Below are 24,660 nucleotides of genomic sequence, written 5' to 3'. Positions count from 1 at the left end.
TTAGGAAGAAACCCGAGAACTAATTAGCATTTATTACAATTTCATTACTTTGCAATCCATTTGAACTTACTTTTATTTTGATAGCTCCTTTTTGATTTGCTTTAACTATTGCCAAAACTAATCCGCCGAGAGCATTTCTTTTTTTAGAAATAAAACTATTCATGTCTGCAGGATCACCATTATCAGTAGCGACGAGTTCGCCTGATCCTTTTACTTCCACAGTAATTTCATTTTTAGAATCAGCTACTAAATCACCATTTTTGTCTAAAACTTTTATTGTAATAAATGATAAATCCTGTCCATCATTTTTAATTATTTTTCTATCCGCTTGAAGAGAAAGTTTGCTGGCTTTTTCAGTAGTTTTTACCTCATCATTTGCCCACGGTTTTCCATCTTTATAGGTCACTACTTTTAGTATTCCGGGTTCATAAACTACCTCATCCCAGCGAATACGGTATTCGTAGAGATTCTTTTTCTTTCTGCCTAAAGATTTTCCATTCAAAAACAACTCCGCTTCATCACCTGAAGTAAAAACATGAACAGGTGTTATTTTTCCAACTCTGTCTGGCCAATTCCAATGCGGCAAAATATGAGCAATTGGCAATTCTGGTTTCCAACGGGATTGGTACAAATAGAATCTATCTTTCTTGAATCCAGCCAAATCGATAATTCCGCAATACGAACTGCGGGCATCATAATAAGGTGTTGGTTCGCCGAGATAATCCCAACCGCTCCAAACAAACTCGCCAGCAACAAAAGGATGTTGATCCTGAGCTGCAAAAACTTTATCTGGTGAAGCACCAAATTGTGCAGTATAAAGTTCATATGCACTTACTTCCTTTGTTTTAGGATTTCCGCCAGTTGTATCGCTTATTGGAGCAGAATTTTCTTTTGCTACAGGAAACAAATAAGCCGCTCTTGTACTTAATGTTGAAGCTGTTTCACTACTAACAATCATTTTTTCAGGGAATTTTTTCTGAAAAGCGGGATACAAAGGAGTAGTTCGAATTCCTTTAAGATGAGCATAAGCCGGAGCATCTCTAATACCTTCTCCTTGATAATTTATACTGATAAAATCCATTTCTGCTGAAAATGGCATTTCAGGTTTGGCATAATTTTGTGATGCCGAAGCTAAACGGGTTGGGTCTTCGTCACGAACTATATCGTGTAGTTTTTTAGCAATTTTGGCTCCATCAACATCAGTGTATTGTTCTCCAACTTCATTACCAAAACTCCACGCAATAACAGATGGATGATTGCGATCGCGTTGAATAAAAGAACGTGTATCGGCTTCGTACCAATCGGGAAAAATGAGATGAAAATCGTGCGGTGTTTTCTTTAATTCCCAACTATCAAATATTTCGTCGATAATTAAAAAACCCATTCGGTCAGTCAAATCCAATAATTCTGGTGCTGGAGGGTTGTGTGATAAACGAATCGCATTACAACCTAATTCACGCAATAATTCCAGTTGTCGTTGCGCGGCTCTCACATTAAAAGCTGCACCTAAAGCCCCTAGATCATGATGTTGATTAACTCCTTGAATTTTTATTTTTTTGCCATTTACCAATAATCCCTGAGTTGGATGAAACTCAACTTTACGGATTCCAAATGAAGTATCGTATTGATCTACGGATTTATTATCAATGAAAACAGTGGTTCTGGCTATGTATAAATTTTGCTGTTGCGATGGAAAGACTCCCCATAACTTTGGGTTTTGAAGTTTGATTTCAGTCAATTTGGATTGTGTATCATTTGCTTTTAAAGAAAGAAATACAGCAGGAAATGATATTATTGCTTTACCTTTTGGTTTCCCTAAATTATCGGCTTCATAGATTTGTGTTGCTACTTTAACTGCCTGTGATGAATTTGTTTTATTTTCAATACTAACAGTTAAATTGACAGTGGCTTCATTATCAGAAACCTGAGGTGTTTTTACAAAAGTTCCCCATTGCACGACATGTACGGGAGCAACTTTGGTTAGCCAAACATTGCGGTATATTCCGCCGCCAGGATACCATCTTGCCGAATAATTTGGGTTGTCGATTCTGATAGCTAGTTGATTTTTTTCTCCAAATTTTAAATATGGTGTTAAATCCAATCGGAAGGAATTATAGCCGTAAGGCCAGCCCCCTACTAAATGACCATTTAACCAAACTATGGCATAGGACATGGCGCCATCAATATCTAAATAAATGTTTTTTCCTTTGTCTGTAGTTAATAAACTTAGTTGTTTGCGATACCAAGCAACTCCTTGACTTGGCAAACGCCCCATTCCTCCTCCAACTTCAGGATTTTCACCGACATAAAAAGGCATTTTGATTGCCCAATCATGAGGTAAGTTTACTTTTTCCCAAGAGCTATCTTGAAAGTCAGCTTTTACAAACGCAAAATCCGATCCTGGGTCTCCTTTGGGACGAATGTGCTTCTTAGCAGGATCTTTTATGAAATTATTACCCGTTGGAAGAATCCAATTTTTCAAAACAGCATCAGTCGACTCAACTTTTACAGCTTCCGTTGGTTTGGAATCGGCTACTTTATTATCGTTCGCATCCTCAATTTTAGGACGAACATCATACATTAGCTTATCTGGATTTTTGCTATAACGCATAAAATGCCAATCTTTGTTGAAATTGATGCGTTCTCTCAGTACACTATTTTTATTAGTTTGCGCATTCAATAGTCCTTGAAAAATAATCAATAAAATTATGTACTGTTTTTGGAACATTGAATTATTATTTTATGGTTAATAGCCTATAAACAAATTAAATTACTTAATTTTTTTTTTATAAAAACATTAATCAAATTCAAAACATTGAAAAAAAGCCGAGAGTAAATTACTCTCGGCTACTAACTAAACAAAATCTAAACCAATTATGTGTTATCCTGTAAAAACTACACTTATAATCGGCAACCAAAATTTTAATAAAATTGCTTAGTATCCTGGATTCTGGTACGCCTTTTTTTCTGCGTCCGTCATCTCCATACCATCAAGTTGTCCGGTTGGGATAGGTCTTAAATAATGATATGGCTGTATCGTTCTTGTTACTTTTGTAGGAGTATGATTGCCATAACTTGCTCCACCAATTGTATAAGTACCTGCTAATTCATTCCATTTTTGGGTACGAACTAAATCGTACCAACGGTATCCTTCACCAAAATATTCACGAGAGCGTTCTGCTAAAATATAATTGATATCGATAGTTGCTGGAGTTGCTGCAACAATTGCCGCACTATTATCCACATTTTTTGCAACATTTCCGCTATTACTCCAACGCCATTTCCCTGCGCGAGCACGAATAACATTTATAAGATCTCTTGCGGTTTTTGGTCCAGTAGCTCCTTTTACAGCAGCTTCAGCAGCAACAAAATAAAGCTCTGAGAATTTTGCAATTGGAAATGGTCTTGTACTTGCAGCATTTGGTTGACCTAAAGTACCGGCATTGTCTGTACGATATGGTCCTAATTTCCAAAGTCCTGGATAAACAATTCTGCTAATTCCATTTGGAGAAACTACATAATCAGCTCTGCCTGGTAAAACCCCGGCTCCAACACCACTATCTCCTCCTCCAGAAGGATATGTAATAGGAGTAGCAGGCTCGGTATCTAAAAACGATAATATTGCATCTTTAGAAGTTACTGGCAATGAATTTGCATTATATAATGTAGTTACATCTGTTAATCCAGTTCCTTTTAAATTCCAATTACCACGATATACAGTTGTAAAAGTTCCATCATAACGTGAATCATTTGTTTTATCAGCAAATGTATTTGTAACAACTTCAATAGGTGGCGCCATACGAACCCATGGACGTCCTAATGGTTGAGCAGCTTCACGTTGAACAGGTGATACTAAAGCCCCAGCTGCATTTTTACTTTTGATAGCAGTATAATTCCAAGTAAACATCCACCCAGCGAAGTTATCCGCACCACCACCATTAGCGTACGTAAGGCTGGATCCATTATAATACTCATTGGTTTCGGTATGGTCAGCATAAAGCAACATCTCTTTATTACGATCATTAGAACCTAAATTAACATCATAGTAATAAGGCAACAAAGAAAAATTTGATCCCGCATTATTAATACCATCTAAAGCAATATTATAAGCTTCCTGAAAATACCATTGCGCATTATGCCCGTCTGGATCAGTTCGCGGAGTATCTGGATAAGTTGGAATATTATTTGGGTTTTCTAACCACCAGGCGTATGTTAGGTAAGCTTTTGCTAAATATAAACGTGCCAATGTTTTTGTCGCTGTTCCTGTTAATCTAGATGCGTCTGGCAATTCAGCAACAGCTGCTCTTAAATCAGGGAAAATAGCCTTGGTATACACTTGTGGCACTGTGTTACGAACAGAAAATCTTGATGGTTTACTATTAAAAGCTAATTCACCAGTTCCTAAATCCAAAGGCACGCCCCCAAAAGTTTGCACCAATAGAAAATAATCAAATCCTCTGAAAAATTTGGATTCTGCAATAAGACTCGAAGCAACCCCTACAGCCGCTCCGTTTTCAATAATTCCATTGGCTGTATTAATATCCGAAAAAGTGTTATTCCATAATACATCTGAACGGCTTGAACTTGGAGTAATCGATCCAACACCTGATAAATCATGGTCTTTGAAATTACCATCAGCACTTTGTGCATAAGTGGCCTCATCTGTTCCTGTTTCTAATGAATTATAGAAATAAGCATTTCCATACAACCAACGCAAATTAGCATAATGAGAGGTTAACCCTTGAATTACACCTTGCTCTGTTTTAAAATAGCCTGGCTCATAAAAATCATGTGGTTTTTCTTCTAATATATCGGAACAACCCGCCAAGCTAAACAAAGCTACTGATCCTATAATTATATTCTTGTATATATATCGTTTCATAATTATTTCTGTTTATTAAAATGTTAAGTTAACTCCCATTAAAAAGTTACGGGTTGATGGTGTATTTGTACCTATAACTAAAATTCTATTTGGATAAGAACTTACTGCCTGATTTTGATCACCATACGAGTTGGTTTCCGGATCCATGCCAGACATATCATGATAAGGAGAAAAGAAAACAAATGGATTTTGAACTGAAGTATATACTCTTAATTTATCAATACCAACTTTTTTCATAAAATCCTGTTGCAAAGTATAACCAAGAGTTATGGATCTGATTTTTAAATAAGAACCGTCAAAGTATCCCATAGTTGACATGTATTTTGGATTATCACCACTTCTAACACCATTTGGATTCGGGAATTCAGCATCAGTATTAGTTGGAGTCCAGTAATCTACATTCACGTTACTGCTACGGCCGTTAAGTAAGTTTAAATAACTGGCACTTCCGTAAAGTGTACTTACCAAAATTCCGCCACTTTTGAATGCTCCTACAGCATTAAAATCAAAACCTTTGTAAGTTAAATTCGTACTGAAACCTCCTTGAAAATCTGGATCAGTATCTAAAACTTGTCTGTCAGTAGCATCAATTTTACGAGTTGGAGAACCATCAGGATTATAATCACCAGTATATTTTACTTTGATAGATCCTACAACTGTTCCCGCTTGATTTACACCTGTCGGACCAGCTTCATAACTACTCATAAACGGATCTCCTTCTTGCCAAAGTCCGATTTTTTCATAATCATAAATAGAAGCTACATTATGACCTACAAACCACAAGTTTCCTTCATCTCTATCTTTTCCAGATGCAAGAGAAACGATTTTATTATCATTAGCATACAAGTTGAAACCAACTGTCCAGGTCAAACCATTTGGGTTATCTAATATTACTCCGTTTAAAGAGATTTCATATCCTTTATTTTCAGTTGCACCAACATTGGCTGTATAACCGCTAACACCAGATGTTGTAGGCAATTGTACCCTTTGTAATAAATTTTCGGTCTTTGTATCGTAGTATTCTACGGTACCACTTATACGATTATTCAAAAATCCAAAATCCAAACCATAATTCATAGTCTTAGAATATTCCCATCCTAAAGCTGGATTTGGCAATTCGGTAACGTACACGCCCGTAGCATTAGTTGTTCCAAAATTATAAGGTCTTGTACTCAAAGCTCCTAAAGTAGCGTATGGATTAACCGCTTGGTTTGAGGTTTCACCATATCCAACACGTAGTTTTAATGAATTAACCCAAGTAGTGTTTTTCATGAATGATTCGTTAGAAATAGTCCACCCTGCAGAAACCGCTGGATAAGTAACCCATTTTTCTCCTTCAGCTAATCTGGAAGATCCGTCAGAACGCAATGTTCCTGAAATAAAATAACGATTATCATAAGAGTACATTAACCTTGCCATATAAGAACGTAACCCCCATTTTGTATAATCTTGCTCGGATGGTGTTATTGTGATAGGCTCCTCACTTTGTCCTAAATTATAGAATTGAAAAGCATTGGAAGTAATTCCGTTTCTTGCTACTCTTGAATTGTTTCCTGTATAACTTTCGTTAGAATATAATCCCACGAAATTAATAGTATGCTTTTCAGCAAAAGTTTTATCATAAGTAATCAAGTTTTCAAGCAACCACTGTGTTGACATAAGATTACTAATTGAAGCATTAGATAAAGTCGTAACGTTTACATCAAAAACACCTTGACCTTCATAATATCCATTGTTTGTCGCGCGAAAATTTAATCCAGAATTTAATCTGTATTTTAATCCATCTATACCAGGAATTTTTAATTCAGCAAAAATATTGTTGTAAGAACTAAATGCTCTGTTTAAACTAATGTATCCTTCACCTAAAGCATTAAGAGATTCTCTTGTATAAACCCATTTATCATCTATCAATCCCATGTTTACAACTCTTTTCAAGTTACCATTTGCATCATAAGGATTCACTAAAGGTGACATACCCAAAGCAGCACCTGGTCCTATATTATCTCCGTTTGTAACTGCATAGTTGTTATTAGTAGTAAGGCCAATACGGAAAGATGTTCCAATTTCCTGATCTAATGATGCTCTAAGATTAAAACGCTCGTAAGATTGAAGTGGCAAAACTGACTCTTCTTTATAATAACCTAAACCGCCTGTATAAGAACCCCCTTCAGAACCTCCAGCAACAGCAATATCATGACTTATTATTTGCCCTGAGTCGTATAACAAACCTTGCCAATCTGTATTTTGGCCTCTTACCTCGTCTCTACCATCTGCATATAATTTGGTAATATCACGGAGTTTAGCAAACTGGTCTCCGTTCATCATATCATATTCACCAAAAACATTTTTTACACCGCCAAAACCATTATAAGTAAATTTAGCTTTTTGGCCTTTACGTCCTTTATTAGTCGTAATTAAGACAACACCATTGGCTCCACGCGATCCGTAAATTGCAGTTGCTGATGCGTCTTTCAAAATATCAAGAGACTTAATATCAACTGGATTAATATCTCCAATTTGACCAGCAAAAGGAACTCCATCAAGTACAATCAATGGATCATTACTAGCCGTAAGTGATCTTGTACCACGAATACGAATTTGCATTGAAGCTCCTGGTTTTGTAGAAGTTTGTGTTAATTCAACCCCTGGTAACCTTGCCTGTAACGCTTGAGTTACGTTTCCAGTTGCAAATTCACCTAATTCTTTTGATCCAATTGTAGATACAGATCCCGTTACGGCTTCTTTACGTACGGCACCATATCCAATTACAACAATTTCTTTAAGGGTATTCGATTCATCTTCAAGAAACACATCTACTGTGCTTCTCCCAGCAACCGAAATTTCTTTTGAACGGTAACCTACAAAACTGAAAACAAGTACGCCATTTGAAGGCACGTCTTTGATAGTATATTTTCCATCAAAATCAGAACTAGTTCCGTTAGTAGTTCCTTTTAAATTCACATTCGCACCAGGAATAGGACCGTTTTTATCCGATATTCTTCCTGTGATAACTGTTTGTGCACTTGATTGGAGTGATACCACAAACAATAAGATCAAAAAAGCAAAACATTTAAAATGCTTTGACCTACTTGTAACAAAATAGTTAGTCATAAAAGTTAGTTTAAAAATTTAAGTTTGGTTAGTTTGATACCACATCCGTTTTTGAAATGTGGTCAAGACAAATGTAAATAAAAAAATAAAACACACAATCGGTTGTGTAATTATTTTTTTATTGATATCAAAAAAATAGCTACCAATAAAAAAAACATAATCAATAATTACATTAAAATTTTATTGAATTCATACAAATGTTAATAATTGATTTTATTTATTTGAGAATAATTCAGCACTTTCCCCGAAAAACAATCAAAATACAATCCTTTCTAAAAAAGGGTTTTAGAAGAAAAAATTATTGTTATAAGGATAAAAAAAATTAAACAATGCAATCGATTGTCTAAATTTTCTGATTTTATGTATAAAATTGATTTTTTATCTATACAAAAAGGAAATAAAAAAAGTAGAATTACTGCAAAAAAAAAGTTGTTATTATAAAATAATGAAAAATTTTTACAACTAAGTCGTGAATTCAAATCGCAATAAATTATTTAATGATGAATACAAAATCATCAATAGATTCAAATAAATTTTATGAATCAATAAGATAAACCCATTGATGAAATTGTGTCTAAATATTAAAGGAATGAATAGAAATACCATTACTTTTCACATAGATCGTATGTGAAAAGTAAAACGGCTATCAAAATTCTTTTGAAAAACTATAAAATTCTATGCTTTTATGTCGTTAAAAAAAATTTTGCTCAACGGGTTAAAATATTATTTAAGGAGTGTTTAATTAAATCATTTTGATTTTCCAAGTTGTTGATAACGCAACATGGCCTCAATAAAATAATAATCGCCATAGGTTAAAGGCACATCAATTTCAGTTCCTGCAGGCATATGCCCAACCCCATGCTGAAGAATAAATCCTCCATTAGTACCAAAAGTAGCTTTGTAATTTGGAGACGATAAATTTTTAAGAATTGTTTCAGAAACACCAACATATTTTTTTGCAGTCGTTACATCAACATATTGATATAATTCTAAAAGTGCTGATGCCATTATAGCAGCTGCTGAAGAATCTCTCAAAGCATTTGGAATACTAGGTGCATTAAAATCCCAATACGGAATTTTATCCGCAGGAAAGTTAGGATTATTTAAAATAAACGATGCTATGTGATTGGCTTCGTCTAAATATTTTTTATCCTTAGTTTCTCTATACATGACCACATAACCATACAAACCCCAAGCTTGCCCTCTCGCCCATGCCGATTCGTCTGCTGCACCTTGAGCCGTACGTCTTTTTTTCACTGCTCCTGTTTGCGCATCATACTCGACAACATGATAAGAGCTATAATCACTCCTAAAATGATTTTTCATTGTAGTATCAGCGTGAGTTGTGGCAATTTTAGCAAATGATGGATCGCCACTTATTTTACTTGCCCAAAATAACATTTCAAGATTCATCATATTATCGATAATCACCAAACAAGTAGATGGATCTTTCGTGTCCCAAGATTTAATACAACCCACCGTTGGATTAAATCTACTGATCAATGATTTTGCAGAAGTCAATAAAATATTTTTGTATTCTGGTTTTGAAGCAATTCGCTCGGCATTACCAAAACTACAATACATCATAAAACCTAAATCATGAGTGCTTGTATTATTTTTTTCTTTTTCCAATACTTTCATAATTCGAATTGCTTCGTCATAATCGGCTTCATTTTTAGTTCTTTCATACATATATAATAAAGAACCCGGATAAAAACCGCTGCACCACCACTCCGAATCACTAAATTCATACTCATTAGTTTTTGGATGATATGTTTTTGGGAACTTATTCTCTGGAAGGTGTTGTTTCAAAAACTCATATTGCTTATCAGCATCTGCAAAATTTTGATTGATAATTTTCAGCAATGCTTTATTGGGTTCAATTGCATTGTTTTTTTGTGCATAAACGCAAGTTCCGAAACTAATCATTAACAGTAATCCAAAAAAGAACTGAAATGATTTTTTATAAAAATTTATCATATGGATGTTTTTATTATTCATAAAATGGAAAACTACTGAACTTATTTTACACTAACAATTAGCGGATTTTTTAATTCACGAGAGAAAGCATTTAGATAATCAAACCATTGTGTGGCATTCGTAATTTTACCAGCCTTATCCCAAGCTGCACCTGAGTAATACACGATCGGTTGATTATTTTTAACTTCTGTTTTTGCTAAAATTTGAGCAGTTCCTATAAAAATATTACTTACAGCAGTAGTCAAAATTGCACCAACACCTGTTGTGCCATCTTGTCCATGTGTTGGCTCCCAATATCCCATTATGCCTTGTTGTTCATTTAAGGAAAGGACGCCTGCTTCTAATCTTTTGCTTAACCCAACAACAGCCTCTAACGGTTTATCACCATCATAAATATATACATTTTCAATACGATTTAACTGGGAACCTGCATCTAATGAGATTGTTTTTGTGGCTTTTACTTTAATGCCTCCCGCATCCCAAGTATCATACTCCAATCTAAAAGTAGAACGCAAAGGACCATTATCCAATACTTTCCAATAGTGATAATTAGCAGAATAACGAACTGTGTCTTTAACATAAGGTGCCATATTACCAGCTCCTAATGTAAATCCAACCTGATAATAATCCAATCCGTTTCCATGATCGACATGGTAATCTCTTAATTTATAACGCTCATTCACAATCATTTTATCTGTTCTTTTAACCCAAACATCAAATCCATAAGCGTTTTCTTTTGAATTTTCTATGGCTTTTCCATAAGCTCTAAATGCAATTCGGTCATTTTCCCAGGCAAAATCATCTAGGCGTTCTGGAACAAAGCGAGCATAGGTTTTGGTTTCGAAAGCAGAAAGTTTGCCTTTTTGTATAGAAAGCTGTACTGCAGATTTTGCTTTTACATTTACTTGTACCAATAAATTCTGAATTGTTTTATTTCCATGATGTTCTAATTGAAAAGGGACTTGCTTTTTAGTAGCTTCATTAATTACAATAAAATTTGTTGTGTCAATTTGAGGATAATGCGATAGAATAGTTTCCCATTGTATAGCTACAACAGCATCTTTTCGTTCCAAAGCAGTAGTATTCTGAATACTAATGCTGTGTTTCTGTGCTAAAAGTCCAAAAGGCAATATAAAGGCAAATAAAAAAAATAATTGAAGTGATTTCATTAGTTAGGCATTATTTTAAAGTATTATTTCAATCAAATTATTGTTTTAGTAGCAATCAAAAACTATAAAACAAAAGGGGAATTCACAACCGTGAAATCCCCTTTTTTATTTTTGTATAAATAAAGTCAAAATTAAATTATCTTAAATATTTAATTTGCTACTTCGCTTATAAACTTGATACGCATCAAACGCAATTCATCAATATCATAATCACCATCAAATTCTTTCAGAGCCTTCTCAATATTATCTGATTCAGATTCCATAAAATAGTCATGGATTTCTTCTTGTTGATCTTCGTCGAGCAATTCATCAATCCAGTATTTGATATTCAGTTTGGTTCCAGAATAGACAATTTGCTCCATTTCTTTAATCAAATCGTCCATTTTTAATCCTTTTGCAGAAGCTATATCTGTTAAAGCTAATTTTCTATCAATATTTTGAATAATATACAATTTATTGACAGAATTGACTCCGGTAGATTTTACAACCAAATCGTCTGGACGAATAATATCGTTATCCTCAACATAACGGCTTATTAATTCCAAAAATTCTTTACCGTATTTTTTGGCTTTTCCTTCACCAACTCCATGAATATTTATTAATTCAGACTGAGAAATTGGGTATTTTAAAGCCATATCTTCTAAAGAAGGATCTTGAAAAACTACAAACGGAGGAACACCTAATTTTTTAGCTACTTTTTTGCGTAATTCGCGCAACATAGACATCAATAATTCATCGGCAGTTCCAGATGATTTTGCAGCAGTTACTATAGCTTCGTCTTCGGACTCGTTATATTCATGATCTTCAGACATCATAAAAGATTCTGGGTTTTTCATAAAAGCCAACCCTTCTTTGGTAATTTCGATAATACCATAAGTTTCAATGTCTTTTTTCAATAAACCAGCTACGAGAACTTGTCTCAATAATGCCATCCAAAATTTTTCATCATGATCCGAACCACATCCAAAAAAGGATTGAGAATCTGTTTTATGTGCATTGATAACAGCATTTACACGACCAATCAATGTAAAAACAATCTCTTTGGATTTATAGATGTGTTTTGTTTTTTTGACAACTTCCAATAATTTAAGGACTTCATCTTTAGCTTCAATTTTAGTTTTTGGATTACGAACATTGTCATCCATATCGGCGCCTTCGCCATTTTCACTATCAAATTCTTCACCAAAATAATGAAGCAAAAATTTCCTTCTCGACATTGAAGTTTCAGCATAAGCTACAACCTCCTGCAATAAAGCAAAACCAATTTCTTGTTCAGCAACTGGTTTTCCTGATAAAAATTTCTCTAATTTTTCTACGTCTTTATAAGAGTAATAAGCGAGACAATGTCCTTCTCCTCCATCACGTCCGGCTCTACCAGTTTCCTGATAATAACTTTCTAATGATTTCGGAATATCGTGATGAATCACAAAACGCACATCGGGCTTATCAATCCCCATTCCAAAAGCGATTGTAGCTACAACAACCTCTACATCTTCCATCAAAAACATGTCCTGATGTTTGGCTCTTGTTTTGGCATCCAACCCTGCGTGATATGGAACGGCGCTAATTCCGTTTACTTGCAACACTTCAGCAATTGACTCCACTTTTTTACGACTCAGGCAATAAATAATTCCTGATTTACCTTTGTGTTGTTTTATAAACCGAATAATATCGGATTCTATATTTTTAGTTTTTGTCCTAACTTCATAAAACAAATTAGCCCTGTTAAATGAGGCTTTAAATGTTTTTGCATTTGCCATTTCCAAGTTTTTCAGGATATCTTCCTGAACTTTTGGAGTAGCAGTAGCAGTCAGTCCAATAATAGGAACCTCACCTAATTGCTTAATAATATTTTTAAGATTTCGGTATTCGGGCCTAAAATCATGACCCCATTCCGAAATACAATGCGCTTCGTCAATTGCAACAAATGAAATCGGCACTGTTTGAAGAAATGCAACATATTCCTCTTTAGTTAACGATTCTGGCGCAACATACAATAGCTTCGTTATACCCGCTGAAATATCGGATTTAACTTGGGCAATTTCTGTTTTGGTAAGTGAGGAGTTTAAAACGTGGGCAATTCCGTTTTCGGAAGAAAGGCTTCTAATAGCATCTACTTGATTCTTCATTAACGCTATTAAGGGAGACACGACAATGGCGGTCCCTTCTTGAACTAAAGCTGGTAATTGATAACATAATGATTTTCCTCCACCTGTAGGCATAATCACAAATGTATTTTGCTTGTTAAGCAAACTTTTTATAACATTTTCTTGTAGGCCTTTGAACTTGCTAAATCCAAAATACTTCTTTAATTCTTTACCTATTTCAATTTCGTCTGAATTCATTCTTTAATATGTGGTATTTTATATAAATTTGCGGCACATAAAGATACAACTTTCTTTTAGACTTACAAATTTTAAATTATCAGTTTTGATTACGAAAGAAAAAATAGCAGCCAGTGCTAAGAAAACAATTGAATCCGAGAGCCGATCAATATCAAAATTAATAGAATTTATTGACGAAACTTTTGTCGAAGCAGTGCAATGCATTTACAATTCTAAAGGAAGATTAGTTGTAACTGGGATTGGTAAAAGCGCAATTATCGCACAAAAAATGGTTGCATCGTTCAATTCGACTGGTACACCTTCACTTTTTTTACATGCATCCGAAGCTATACACGGCGATTTGGGAATGTTACAAAAAGACGATGTGGTGATCTGTATATCAAAAAGCGGTAATAGCCCGGAAATTAAAGCTTTAGTTCCACTTTTAACTCGTTTTGGCAATACATTAATCGGAATGACTGGAAACATAACTTCTTTTTTAGCCAAAGGTTCTCATTATGTTTTGAACACAACCGTTGATGCAGAAGCTTGTCCGCTAAATCTGGCTCCAACTAATAGCACAACAGCACAATTAGTTATGGGTGATGCTATGGTAGTTTGTTTAATGGAAATGAGGGATTTCAAAGCTGAAGATTTTGCTGTGTATCATCCTGGTGGTGCTTTAGGCAAAAAATTATTGCTTCGTGTAAAAGACATGTTAGAGCATACTCTAAAACCTGAAGTTACCCCTGATACACCTGTAAAAAAAGCGATTTTTGAAATTTCAGAAAAACGTTTAGGTGTAACTGCTGTAGTTGAAAATAACAAAGTTGTTGGAATCATTACTGACGGAGATATCCGAAGAATGTTAAATGACAGAGACACTTTTGCCGAATTAACTGCCAAAGACATTATGACTAAAAGTCCAAAAACAATACGCTCTACAGATATGGTTGTGGATGCTTTCAATATTATGGAAGATTATTCTATTACTCAATTAATAGTTGTTGACAATGGCGAATACAAAGGAGTATTACATTTACATGATATTTTAAAAGAAGGAATTGTATAATGGCAAAGAAAAATCTGGGCGAAATGTCCTTTTTAGACCATCTTGAAGAATTAAGATGGCTTTTAGTGAGAAGCACAACTGCTGTACTTATTATGGCTTTTATAACTTATTTTATAAGTGATTACTTGTTTGACACTATTATATTCGGACCTACAAGAGCAAGCTTTTTTACCTATCGTTATTTTTGTGAGTTATCACACCAATTGGGATTTGCCGAAGGTCTTTGTATAACCGAAATGCCTTTCATCATTCAGAATACTGAAATGGAAGGTCAGGTTAATATTTTTGTATGGATGTGTATTTTGGCTGGTTTTATTTTAAGTTTCCCTTATATTTTGTGGGAAATCTGGAAATTCATCAGTCCGGCTTTGTATGAAAAAGAAAAGAAAAATGCGAAAGTTTTTATATTCACTTCTTCGTTGCTTTTCTTTTTGGGTGTTTTATTCGGATATTTTGTTGTTATCCCGATGTCAGTGAACTTTGTGGCGACTTTCACGATAAGTGATGTTGTCAAAAACCAATTTACACTCGACTCTTATATCGGAATGGTAAAAACAAGTATTTTGGCCAGTGGGTTGTTCTTCGAATTACCAATAATTATTTATTTCTTAACCAAATTAGGTTTAGTGACACCAACATTTTTAAGAACTTATTGGAAGTATGCCGTAGTAATCATCTTGATTGTAGCCGCAATTGTTACACCTCCAGATGTTGTGAGTCAAACTATTGTCGCTGTCCCAATGTTGGGTATTTATGAAATAAGTATCTTGATTTCAAAAATTGTAACACGAAATAAAATCAAAGAAAATGCCTAATATAGTAGAAGAATTCAATGAATATCGTTCTAAAATGAACGAGAAATTATTAGCTGATAATAACAAAATTGTAAAGCGCATTTTTAATCTGGACACCAATGCCTATGCAGCAGGAGCTTTAGATGTAAAAACTAAAGAACTTTTAGGACTAGTGGCATCTGCAGTTTTACGATGCGATGACTGCGTAAAATACCATTTAGAAACGAGCTACAAAGAAGGTGTTACCAAAGAAGAAATGATGGAAGCCATGGGAATTGCAACCCTTGTAGGCGGAACAATTGTAGTACCTCATTTGCGTAGAGCTTATGAATTTTGGGAAGCACTGGAAGAAAGAAAATAGTCGGCAGTTGGCAGAAATTAGTTAGCAGTAAATCGTTTCGCTAATTTTAGAAGTTAGTTAAAACCAAAATTGAAGTTAAAACCTAAAACCAAACAGACGAAATTCGTTTCTTTGCAATAATAAACTTAGTGACTCAGAATCTTAGAAACTTAGACACTTAGCAACTTTAAAAAATGAAATTAAGAGCAGAAAATTTAATAAAAACCTACAAAGGCAGAAGCGTTGTAAAAGGGATTTCCGTTGAAGTAAATCAAGGCGAAATCGTTGGGCTTTTGGGACCAAATGGTGCTGGAAAAACAACTTCTTTTTATATGATTGTAGGTTTGGTCAAACCAAATTCGGGTAATATTTATCTCGACGATTTAAATATTACCGATTATCCAATGTACAAAAGAGCCCAGCAGGGAATTGGATATTTGGCACAAGAAGCTTCAGTTTTTAGAAAGCTAAGTATCGAAGATAATATTCTAAGTGTATTACAATTAACCAAACTTTCAAAAGAAGCACAAATTGCCAAAATGGAAAGTTTGATTGCCGAATTTAGTTTGGAACACATTCGTACCAACCGCGGAGATTTACTTTCCGGAGGAGAACGTCGACGTACCGAAATTGCCCGCTGTCTGGCTACTGACCCCAAATTCATCTTATTGGATGAGCCATTTGCAGGAGTTGATCCAGTTGCCGTTGAAGACATTCAGAGAATTGTTGCGCAATTAAAAAATAAAAATATCGGAATCTTAATAACCGATCACAACGTTCAGGAAACTTTGGCCATTACTGACAAAACATATCTTATGTTTGAAGGTGGAATTCTAAAAGCTGGTGTTCCAGAAGAACTGGTTGAAGACGAAATGGTACGCCGTGTATATCTTGGTCAGAATTTTGAATTAAGAAAAAAGAAACTAGAGTTTTAAGAAAGCATTTAGTGTTTAGTATAGAATGTTCAGTTTTCTCAAATTAATAAAAGTAAAATGACTTCGAAAATGCCAACTCAGAAAGATTATAACGATTGGAAAAATAATCCCAATAACTGGAAATGCTTAGGATTTTTTTATTTTAACAAAGAAGATAAACGCATTTTAGTCGATAAGAAAAACGAAGTAATGGGTACAACTTTAAACTTTGCAAACCCAAAATCTATATTGGTTTTGTTAGCAGCTTTTGCTTTTTTTGCGATGGTACTTTTTTTTATTTTTAGTAGTAAGTAAACCAAAAACTACTCCACCGTAATAAACCGCAACTGCTCTAAATCCCCATTATAAATATTTACATCAACTTTGGTATCAATTCCAGGAACTACAGCTTTTTCGGTAAACTGCCAGAAAAGCCACTCGTCCTGAATTTCTTCTCTATAAAAATTATAATTGGCAATCCAAAAAAGATAATCGCTGAATTCTTCTTTCAGAAAATCATCATAATATTTTTCGCCAGTATAAATTATAGGCCTTACCCCATAATGTTTTTCAATTGCATTGAGCCAACGTCTTAAACCAATTTTCAAGCGTTCAATAGACTGATTTTTGGGTAATTTTTCGATATCTAAAACAGGCGGTAAGTCCCCTTTTTTCAAAGTAACCGTTTTGATAAAAAGTTCAGCCTGATCGAGAGAATTTTCATTTGGACGATAATAATGATAAGCACCACGAATCATTTTATTTTTTTGAGCTCCAAGCCAATTTTTTTTAAATTGACGATCTACGCGGTCGCATCCCACGGTAGCGCGGATAAAAACATAATTCAGCGGATATTTTTGTTCCAAAGTGTCCACGTAAGACCAGCGGATTTTACCCTGATATTCAGACACATCAATACCAACTACTTTACCATCATTTTTTTCTAAAACTTTTAAGTTTCTTGCTTCAGAAAAAACATCTGTCTTTGTTGCAAACTCTGATTTAAAACCCAAATAATGCGCAAGACCAGAACGATAATGGTAACCAATCATTCCAATAATCAAAATTAGAAAACCAATTTTAAAGGAACTCGAAATTTTAGCGAAAAGGGAACTCTTTCTTTTCGTTTTTCTACCATAATTAGTTCTTGTAGTCTTGCTTCCCATCCAAAAAATTACTTCTTTAGAAACTTATTGTTTATTACAGAAAGCAAAACATAAAAAATAATTACTAACGGGATAGCCAAATAGTTGAGCAAAACCAACAACAAAAGAGAGATAGCAAGAAAAATGATTTGAAGCGCATTGTCTTTAAAATTGAACTTTTTAATTTTTAAAGAAAACAAAGGAATTTCGGCATTTAAGATATAAGCACTAAATAAGGTGATAACGAGCAAAACCCATTTCTCTGTCAAAATTTCAAGTACCATCAACGAATTAGCCGAATAATATTCAAGAACAAGCGGAAGGCTTAATATAAACAATGCATTAGCAGGAGTTGGCAAGCCTATAAATGAATCGGTTTGACGCGTATCAATATTAAATTTTGCCAAACGCATACAAGAGCCTAAAGTGATGATAAATCCCAAATAAGGAAAAAATTGAAGATAGCCTTCGGTCATGTTAACATTGCTCGAAAGCATCATTTTGAACATTACAAATCCTGGCACTACTCCACTGGTAACCATATCTGCCAATGAATCCAACTGTAAGCCTAATGGTCCGGAAACTTTAAACAAACGGGCGAAAAATCCATCAAAAAAATCTAAAAAAATTCCCAGGCAAACAAAATAAAATGCCATTTCAAATTGGTCTTTACTTACAAATACCAATGCGATACAACCACATAAAAGATTTAACAATGTAATGGTGTTTGGAATGTGTTTTTTGATGTTCATAGTATTTTAATTGAATAATAAGCTCGCAAATTTAATACATTCAGTGAAAGTGATACCCGTTTTTGCTGAGAGATTTCGATTTCTTAGTAACAAAAATCAGTATTTAATTAAATTGAAGTTACTACATCATCAAAAAACTTTATTTTTGGAAAATAATTAAAACGCTTTTAGCCCGCAAATAATATCCTTTGAAAAAAATACATCTTATTTTTTACCTTTTTATTGTGAACAGTATCTACTCACAAACCGTTCGAAAATATTCGAATGAGTTTATGAATATCGGTGTAGATGCTTCGGCTCTGGCAATGTCTAATGCTGTTACAGCGTCTTCAGCTGATGTCAATTCCTGTTATTGGAATCCAGCTGGTTTGATACATTTAGAAGACAACCAAGTCTCCTTAATGCATTCCAATTACTTCGCTAATATTGCTAAATATGATTATGCAGCTTATGCCAGTCCTATTGATGATCGAAGCGCTTGGGGAATTTCGCTGATTCGTTTTGGTGTTGATGACATCATGAATACAACCGATTTAATTGACAATGAAGGCAACATCGATTACAACAGAATTAAACTTTTCTCAACAGCGGACTATGGATTTACATTTTCGTATGCTGTAAAATTACCAGTTCCTGGCTTTCAATATGGAGTGAATGCTAAAATCATCCGAAGAATAATTGGCGATTTTGCCTCTTCATGGGGATTTGGATTTGACTTTGGTTTACAATTTGAAAAAAATGACTGGCAATATGGATTAATGCTCCGGGACATTACCACTACCTATAATGTTTGGAACATCGACGAAAAAGCGTACCAAAAAATAGCTGATGCCATTCCTGGTGAAAATAATGAAGTACCAGAAAGTACTGAGATTACACTTCCAAAAGCACAATTAGGCGTAGCTAAAAAATTTATTTTCCATGATGATTATACTCTTTTGGCAACCACAAATATGAATATGCAGTTTACACAAACCAACGATTTAATTTCGGGTAAGTTTGTGAGTATCGATCCGGCAATTGGTTTGGAATTTGGGTATACCGAATTAGCCTTTTTGAGAGCTGGAGTTGGAAATTTCCAACATGTAACCCAATTGGACAATTCCGAAACTATAGGTTTTCAGCCCAACATTGGTCTCGGATTTAAATACAAAGGAATTGCGATTGATTATGCTTTAACCGCCTTAGGAAATCAAAGTACCGCAATGTATTCTAATGTATTTTCATTAAAAATTGATTTATCTCTTTTTAGAAACTAACTTTGATTATTCAAAACACATTAAATTCTAAAATAATTAGCAAAATGAAAACTACACTTCTTAAAAAAATATTCTTTTGCATTCTTTTATTGAGTTCAATATATAATTCATTTGGTCAGCAAATTACTTTATCCAAAAATGCGACAATTAGCGTAATGACATGTGGGCTTGGAAACGAACTGTATTCTTTATTTGGTCATACGGCCATAAGAGTTCGCGACGTGCAGAATAATCTGGATGTGGTTTATAATTATGGTGCATTTGATTTTGACACACCCAATTTTGCAATGAAATTTACCAAAGGAGATTTGGATTATTTCATAACCAACAATCGTTACATTGATTTTATCAGCCAATACAGTTATGAAAAAAGAGATGTTTACGAACAGGAATTAAACATTCCATTAAATCTCAAACAAGAATTATTTGAAAATTTAGCTAATTCAATGTTGTCTGATGAGCGTTTGTACCAATACAAATTCATTGATAACAATTGCACTTCGAAGGTAGTAGATGTGATTAATAAAACATTAAAAGCTAAAGTAATCACCAAGAAAGTAGATACAGATCAAACATATAGATCCATTTTGTTCCCTTATTTCGATAATCATTTTTATGAAAAATTAGGAACAAGTATTGTTTTTGGAACAAAAGTAGATCAAATGGGAACTAAAATATTTTTGCCGTTTGAATTACAAAAAAATTTAAAACTCATTCAATTCCAAGGAAAGCCGTTGTGTAAAGAAAATCAAACCATATTGAATTTTGAAGAAGAAGCACCAACTTCTTTATGGAATAACGTTTATACCTTCCTCTTTATTTTGGGATTTGTAACCCTTATTAACAACAAAACTGTCGATTTTATTTATTTACTGACAATTGGTTTATTGGGTGTTTTATTTGTGTTTTTAGGATTTTATTCTTTTCATCACGAATTAGAATACAATTACAACATATTGCTAATCAACCCAATTCTATTAGTAGTGTTGTATTTTTGGAGTACGAAAAACAATAAATGGACGTACAAGCTAGCTTCAGTAAGTATTATTATGATCGCAATTTATATCCCGATTATAATAACAAAAATTCATTTATTGATCGTCTCACCAATAATAGTAACCAACTTATTTGTTCTAACCCGATTAGCCATTAGAAACAAAAAGCCAATCCCAATAATTATTTAATTCAAGAGAGTTATGAGTTGAGTGCATAACCCATAACCCGCGACTCATAACTAATTGCCCAACAATATTACCCACACAGATTACTGATATCTGTTAACTAAAATCTGTTAACAGAAAACTGAAAACTACATTTACTGTCCTCTATAAAACAAAACAGTGGAAATCGTTCTAAAAGCCACATCCAAATCCAAATAAATACTTCGGTGTTTGATGTAGTATAAATCATACTGTAATTTGATCAGACTATCTTCCAGTTTTTCACCATACGAAAAATTAACTTGAGCCCAGCCGGTAAGCCCCGGTTTAATGATATGACGTGTTTCATAAAAAGGCATTATTTCAGCAATTTTAGCTACAAATTCTGGTCGTTCTGGTCGAGGTCCAATAACAGCCATGTCTCCTTTTAAAATATTAATAAACTGTGGGAATTCGTCTATTCTGGTTTTTCTTAAAAATTTACCAAACTTAGTAATTCGGGTATCATTAGTTGTGGCAAAAACTGCACCGTGTTTTTCGGCATTTTTTACCATGGTTCTAAACTTAATTATTTTAAAAGCAATCCCGTCTTTACCAACTCTTTCCTGAGTATAAAACAATTTTCCCTCGTTCCAGAAAATATTCCCCAACAGAATTATTGGAATTAAAACAAGACCGATACTTAACCCAATTATTGACAATATAATTTCTAATAATCGGATAAAAGACAAATACAATTTATTATGATTACTGCGGCTGAAAGGAAAAAACCGATAAAAATCTCTCGAAATATACTGGACAGGTATTCGCTGCGTTTTGCTTTCATAGACTTGAGTATACTCTCTGATGCTCTTCCCTGATTCTAATAAATAAAGCAACTGATGGTATAAATCAGTGGTAATTCCATCTGTTTTTTGCGAAGCTACTATAATTTCAGAAATACTTTTTTTAGCAACAAATAGGGTTAGGTCTTCTACATTGACATGCTCGACATATTGATATTCAAAATCAGAAGCCGAATAGCTATCTGAATTCACATAGCCTATAATTCTATAATGAGGATCAACACTTTCTAATCCCAAAACCAATTCTTCCACTTGTTCCCTATCACAAACCAAAAGCACATTTTGAACAAACCTATTCGATGCTAAAAACCGAACATAAATCATTCTCCAAATGTATAGGGACAGAAAAAAAATAATATAAAAAAGCAATAATTGCAAACGACTGTCAGGCAATTGAGGAGAAAAAACAGGTGTCAATAAATAAAATATTACGGTAACAGTAGCTGTTAAAATGGTACTCCGCAATACTTGAAAATGGTCACTGGCTACCTGGAGATTGTACATTTCGAAAATAGCTCCAAATACATTAATATAAATGGCTAAAACGATAATCCAATAATAATTGTTCAGTGAAAATTGAAAATAGTTGAAACCAGGAATAAGTCCTAAACAACACAAACCCAATAATACAAAAAGCACATCAAAAATTCGTAAAAGAACTTTACGTTCAGAAATTTCGAAGTGCATTTTTTTGGAATTATTCATTATTTTTTTAAAGTTTAAATTGTATTATAGATAATAAAGCCGCTATTCTAGAATAGTCAACCACTTTAATTTAACGTCATGCCATTTAAATTGTTGTACTTTGTTTCTTGCATTGGAAGTAACTTTATAAAACAAATCTGAGTTTTCAATTAGTTTTTCAATAGCCTCAACCATTTTATCAACATCATTATCTGGCACTAATAATGCTTCTTTTTCATTTTCTACTAAAAATGGAATTCCGCCAACATCCGTTGAAACTACAGCTAAACCTAAAGACATCGCTTCAATCACACTTACTGGCATATTATCAAAATGGGTCGTATTTATAAAAACAGAATATTGTTGAGATAAATCAATCCAATCCTGTTTAGATAATTTTCCGGTAAAATTTACCTCAACATTTAGAGCTGCAGCTCTTTGTTGGGTTTCTAATAAACTACCATCCTTTTCAGGACCAACCATACAAAGAGTAGCTTCTGGATATTTCTTTTTTAAAATAGCGAAGACTTCAACAGCTAGTATGGGATTGTATATTTTGGCAAAAGAACGAACCCATAATAAATGAGGAGCTGCTTTTTTCCGTTCCAAAAAAGCGTACTTTTCTAATTCAATGGCATTTGGCATATGAATTACATTATCGTAACCATAACCTTTGAATTGATCGATAAGGAAAAGAGAAGGCCCTACATTCTGAAAAGAATGTCTAAAAATCATTTTACAAATTTTAGGATTTTTCATCAACCGAAAAGGTAAATTTCCTCCGTGTAAAATAGGAATGTACTTTAATCGCAATAAACGACATAATTGAGAAATTGCAAATGCATACCAAAAATTGGCCGTACTATAAGTATCAATAAGCACATAATCGACATTTCTATGTTTGAGTACGCTCCATAGCATCGCAGCAAACCGCAGCAATTGATTTTTTTGTGAAGAACTATACCAAACATTAAAACCTTCTTGCTCTAAAAGCGGTCCAAGAGTTTCTATAGTGGTTGGTGTAACTCCGTGTTTAGATAATTTGTTTCCTATGTAGAGCAGGTTTTTCATGTGAAGATAATATTTCTTTTAGCGGAACATGGTATCGCCATTCTTCACTATTTTTTTTGTTTTGGAATCCTGTCGATTTCAACAATATAAACTTTTAACAATGAAAGGGCATACACAAAAGCCGGAGCTGCCAATCGCATAGCAGCGTGATTGATTGTCAGCAACCAAAAGACTAAAAATGAAAGCGCAAAAATATTCCGCCTATCCACTATAAATAAAACTATAGGTGTTAATACTAAAATAAGTAAGTCTGTTAAACCTAAAGAACCATGTTCCGCTAGCATTCTGGTGATTTCATTATGAGAAGCCGAGATAATTCCTGTTTCTTTCTCTCTAATTTCTTTATTCCTGCCAACTCCAACGCCCAAAATAGGATTATCCAAAAACATTTGTAATTCCGAAGCAATAAGATCTTCTCTACCGCTTAATTTACTTTTCTTTTCCCTTCCTCTGGCATCTTGATTAGCATAACGTTTATTAATTAACCCATTTGTTTGAAGAGAACTATAACTCCAAACTCCCAAACCTGCTAGTAATGATAACATAATAATCATTCCAATTTTAGGTCTTGTTTTACCATTCGTTTGAAAATACATGACAGTCAAAAGAATAAAAATCATTGCTATTGCCGTCATAATTCCTCCTCTGGAAAAGGTTACAATTCCTCTAAAAGCAAAAAACATAACCAATCCTGCATTTATAACTTGCAATAATTTGCTCTTAGAATTAAATACCATTTGAACAAAAAAAACAAAAACCCCTAACCCTAATATGGTCGAAACTTGATTAGGACCAAAACCTCCTGATGTCTCAAAATTAGATGTAGTACCCGTCACCACGTCTCTTACACTAGGGGTATACAAAAATAGATAAACAAGTATTGAAATTAACGGCATACTAAATGCTGTAATTACATCTAGCAATCGGTCAAAAGATATTTTTCTTTGATAACAATAAATAGCACTAAAGCCTAAACAAACAGGTCCAGATAAATTAAATGCTATTGCTTTTCTAACGTCTGTATTCAAATCAAAAGTGAGGGTTGCTACAATAATTCCTGGAATCAATAACAATAAAAAAAGCCAATACAAAAAAGCATTTTTTGAAAATCCGGAATAAATCATACCAAGGAACATAAAAATTAGAACTGAATATTTC

General features: G+C 33.8%; 18 protein-coding genes. 7 read left to right on the top strand and 11 right to left on the bottom strand.

Translation table 11 applies throughout. From position 1 onward, the window contains the following. Positions 1 to 19 precede the first annotated feature (19 nt). The 6 genes from galB to recQ form a co-directional block, all read right to left on the bottom strand. The gene (galB, locus tag VLC96_RS07695; RefSeq protein WP_325261871.1) at positions 20 to 2,728 is read right to left on the bottom strand and encodes a beta-galactosidase GalB; all 2,709 of its coding nucleotides are present in this window, start codon (positions 2,726 to 2,728) and stop codon (positions 20 to 22) included. A 207-nt stretch (positions 2,729 to 2,935) separates the two neighbouring features. Continuing rightward, positions 2,936 to 4,882, bottom strand: coding sequence for a RagB/SusD family nutrient uptake outer membrane protein (locus VLC96_RS07690; RefSeq protein ID WP_325261869.1), 1,947 nt, complete (start codon positions 4,880 to 4,882; stop codon positions 2,936 to 2,938). Between the two features lie 15 nt (positions 4,883 to 4,897). Then, the gene (locus VLC96_RS07685; RefSeq protein WP_325261867.1) at positions 4,898 to 7,993 is read right to left on the bottom strand and encodes a SusC/RagA family TonB-linked outer membrane protein; all 3,096 of its coding nucleotides are present in this window, start codon (positions 7,991 to 7,993) and stop codon (positions 4,898 to 4,900) included. Positions 7,994 to 8,740: 747 nt separating this feature from the next. Further along, a complete protein-coding gene (locus VLC96_RS07680; protein ID WP_325261866.1) occupies positions 8,741 to 9,973 on the bottom strand; it encodes a glycoside hydrolase family 88 protein in 1,233 nt (410 codons plus the stop codon). A 41-nt stretch (positions 9,974 to 10,014) separates the two neighbouring features. Then, the gene (locus VLC96_RS07675) at positions 10,015 to 11,142 is read right to left on the bottom strand and encodes a BT3233 family polysaccharide utilization protein (RefSeq protein WP_325261865.1); all 1,128 of its coding nucleotides are present in this window, start codon (positions 11,140 to 11,142) and stop codon (positions 10,015 to 10,017) included. 149 nt (positions 11,143 to 11,291) lie between these two features. Then, positions 11,292 to 13,487 carry a DNA helicase RecQ gene (gene recQ / locus VLC96_RS07670; protein ID WP_325261864.1) on the bottom strand — a complete coding sequence of 732 codons (2,196 nt, stop codon included), beginning with the start codon at positions 13,485 to 13,487 and terminating at the stop codon, positions 11,292 to 11,294. Between the two features lie 85 nt (positions 13,488 to 13,572). On the opposite strand from recQ, the gene VLC96_RS07665 reads away from it, so the two are divergent. From VLC96_RS07665 to VLC96_RS07645, 5 genes are all read left to right on the top strand, one after another. Continuing rightward, entirely contained in the window at positions 13,573 to 14,538 is a 966-nt protein-coding gene (locus VLC96_RS07665) for a KpsF/GutQ family sugar-phosphate isomerase (RefSeq protein WP_325261863.1), read from the top strand. Then, entirely contained in the window at positions 14,538 to 15,353 is an 816-nt protein-coding gene (gene tatC / locus VLC96_RS07660) for a twin-arginine translocase subunit TatC (protein WP_325261862.1), read from the top strand. The genes VLC96_RS07665 and tatC overlap by 1 nt, the downstream gene beginning before the upstream one ends. After that, positions 15,346 to 15,693: a carboxymuconolactone decarboxylase family protein gene (locus VLC96_RS07655; protein ID WP_325261861.1), complete on the top strand. Its 348-nt coding sequence runs from the start codon at positions 15,346 to 15,348 to the stop codon at positions 15,691 to 15,693. The genes tatC and VLC96_RS07655 overlap by 8 nt, the downstream gene beginning before the upstream one ends. Before the next feature lie 173 nt (positions 15,694 to 15,866). Then, a complete protein-coding gene (gene lptB / locus VLC96_RS07650; RefSeq protein WP_325261860.1) occupies positions 15,867 to 16,607 on the top strand; it encodes an LPS export ABC transporter ATP-binding protein in 741 nt (246 codons plus the stop codon). Positions 16,608 to 16,664: 57 nt separating this feature from the next. Continuing rightward, positions 16,665 to 16,901, top strand: coding sequence for a hypothetical protein (locus tag VLC96_RS07645; protein ID WP_325261858.1), 237 nt, complete (start codon positions 16,665 to 16,667; stop codon positions 16,899 to 16,901). 8 nt (positions 16,902 to 16,909) lie between these two features. Here the strand turns inward: VLC96_RS07645 and VLC96_RS07640 are convergent, their stop codons facing one another. Together VLC96_RS07640 and VLC96_RS07635 are read right to left on the bottom strand one after the other, a co-directional pair. Next, positions 16,910 to 17,752, bottom strand: a complete 843-nt coding sequence (locus tag VLC96_RS07640) for a glycoside hydrolase family 25 protein (protein WP_325261856.1) — start codon at positions 17,750 to 17,752, stop codon at positions 16,910 to 16,912. Positions 17,753 to 17,760: 8 nt separating this feature from the next. Continuing rightward, positions 17,761 to 18,483 carry a CDP-alcohol phosphatidyltransferase family protein gene (locus VLC96_RS07635; RefSeq protein ID WP_325261855.1) on the bottom strand — a complete coding sequence of 241 codons (723 nt, stop codon included), beginning with the start codon at positions 18,481 to 18,483 and terminating at the stop codon, positions 17,761 to 17,763. A 188-nt stretch (positions 18,484 to 18,671) separates the two neighbouring features. Here VLC96_RS07635 and VLC96_RS07630 point away from each other — a divergent pair, with 188 nt between their 5' ends. Continuing rightward, the gene (locus VLC96_RS07630; protein WP_491700817.1) at positions 18,672 to 19,742 is read left to right on the top strand and encodes a putative type IX sorting system protein PorV2; all 1,071 of its coding nucleotides are present in this window, start codon (positions 18,672 to 18,674) and stop codon (positions 19,740 to 19,742) included. A 44-nt stretch (positions 19,743 to 19,786) separates the two neighbouring features. Continuing rightward, positions 19,787 to 20,926, top strand: coding sequence for a lipoprotein N-acyltransferase Lnb domain-containing protein (locus tag VLC96_RS07625; RefSeq protein ID WP_325261854.1), 1,140 nt, complete (start codon positions 19,787 to 19,789; stop codon positions 20,924 to 20,926). Positions 20,927 to 21,057: 131 nt separating this feature from the next. On the opposite strand, the gene VLC96_RS07620 is transcribed toward VLC96_RS07625, so the two are convergent. The 3 genes from VLC96_RS07620 to VLC96_RS07610 form a co-directional block, all read right to left on the bottom strand. Then, a complete protein-coding gene (locus VLC96_RS07620) occupies positions 21,058 to 22,452 on the bottom strand; it encodes an exopolysaccharide biosynthesis polyprenyl glycosylphosphotransferase (protein ID WP_325261852.1) in 1,395 nt (464 codons plus the stop codon). A gap of 42 nt (positions 22,453 to 22,494) precedes the next feature. Further along, complete coding sequence (locus tag VLC96_RS07615; protein WP_325261850.1) at positions 22,495 to 23,502, bottom strand: glycosyltransferase family 4 protein; 1,008 nt, start codon at positions 23,500 to 23,502, stop codon at positions 22,495 to 22,497. A 47-nt stretch (positions 23,503 to 23,549) separates the two neighbouring features. Next, on the bottom strand, positions 23,550 to 24,660 hold a 1,111-nt coding region (locus tag VLC96_RS07610; protein ID WP_325261848.1), incomplete at its 5' end, for an O-antigen ligase family protein.

The sequence above is a fragment of the Flavobacterium sp. genome, assembly GCF_035456085.1.
Lineage (GTDB): Bacteria > Bacteroidota > Bacteroidia > Flavobacteriales > Flavobacteriaceae > Flavobacterium.
This window is presented reverse-complemented; position numbering and strand designations above follow the sequence as displayed.

What these genes read in the sequence shown, in the direction of transcription:
- VLC96_RS07620 (WP_325261852.1), bottom strand. Translation starts at nt 22,452, where the DNA reads ATGAATAATTCCAAAAAAATGCACTTCGAAATTTCTGAACGTAAAGTT.
- lptB (WP_325261860.1), top strand. Translation starts at nt 15,867, where the DNA reads ATGAAATTAAGAGCAGAAAATTTAATAAAAACCTACAAAGGCAGAAGC.
- VLC96_RS07640 (WP_325261856.1), bottom strand. Translation starts at nt 17,752, where the DNA reads ATGGGAAGCAAGACTACAAGAACTAATTATGGTAGAAAAACGAAAAGA.
- recQ (WP_325261864.1), bottom strand. Translation starts at nt 13,487, where the DNA reads ATGAATTCAGACGAAATTGAAATAGGTAAAGAATTAAAGAAGTATTTT.
- VLC96_RS07690 (WP_325261869.1), bottom strand. Translation starts at nt 4,882, where the DNA reads ATGAAACGATATATATACAAGAATATAATTATAGGATCAGTAGCTTTG.
- VLC96_RS07685 (WP_325261867.1), bottom strand. Translation starts at nt 7,993, where the DNA reads ATGACTAACTATTTTGTTACAAGTAGGTCAAAGCATTTTAAATGTTTT.
- galB (WP_325261871.1), bottom strand. Translation starts at nt 2,728, where the DNA reads ATGTTCCAAAAACAGTACATAATTTTATTGATTATTTTTCAAGGACTA.
- VLC96_RS07615 (WP_325261850.1), bottom strand. Translation starts at nt 23,502, where the DNA reads ATGAAAAACCTGCTCTACATAGGAAACAAATTATCTAAACACGGAGTT.
- VLC96_RS07625 (WP_325261854.1), top strand. Translation starts at nt 19,787, where the DNA reads ATGAAAACTACACTTCTTAAAAAAATATTCTTTTGCATTCTTTTATTG.
- VLC96_RS07635 (WP_325261855.1), bottom strand. Translation starts at nt 18,483, where the DNA reads ATGAACATCAAAAAACACATTCCAAACACCATTACATTGTTAAATCTT.
- VLC96_RS07675 (WP_325261865.1), bottom strand. Translation starts at nt 11,142, where the DNA reads ATGAAATCACTTCAATTATTTTTTTTATTTGCCTTTATATTGCCTTTT.
- VLC96_RS07645 (WP_325261858.1), top strand. Translation starts at nt 16,665, where the DNA reads ATGACTTCGAAAATGCCAACTCAGAAAGATTATAACGATTGGAAAAAT.
- tatC (WP_325261862.1), top strand. Translation starts at nt 14,538, where the DNA reads ATGGCAAAGAAAAATCTGGGCGAAATGTCCTTTTTAGACCATCTTGAA.
- VLC96_RS07655 (WP_325261861.1), top strand. Translation starts at nt 15,346, where the DNA reads ATGCCTAATATAGTAGAAGAATTCAATGAATATCGTTCTAAAATGAAC.
- VLC96_RS07680 (WP_325261866.1), bottom strand. Translation starts at nt 9,973, where the DNA reads ATGATAAATTTTTATAAAAAATCATTTCAGTTCTTTTTTGGATTACTG.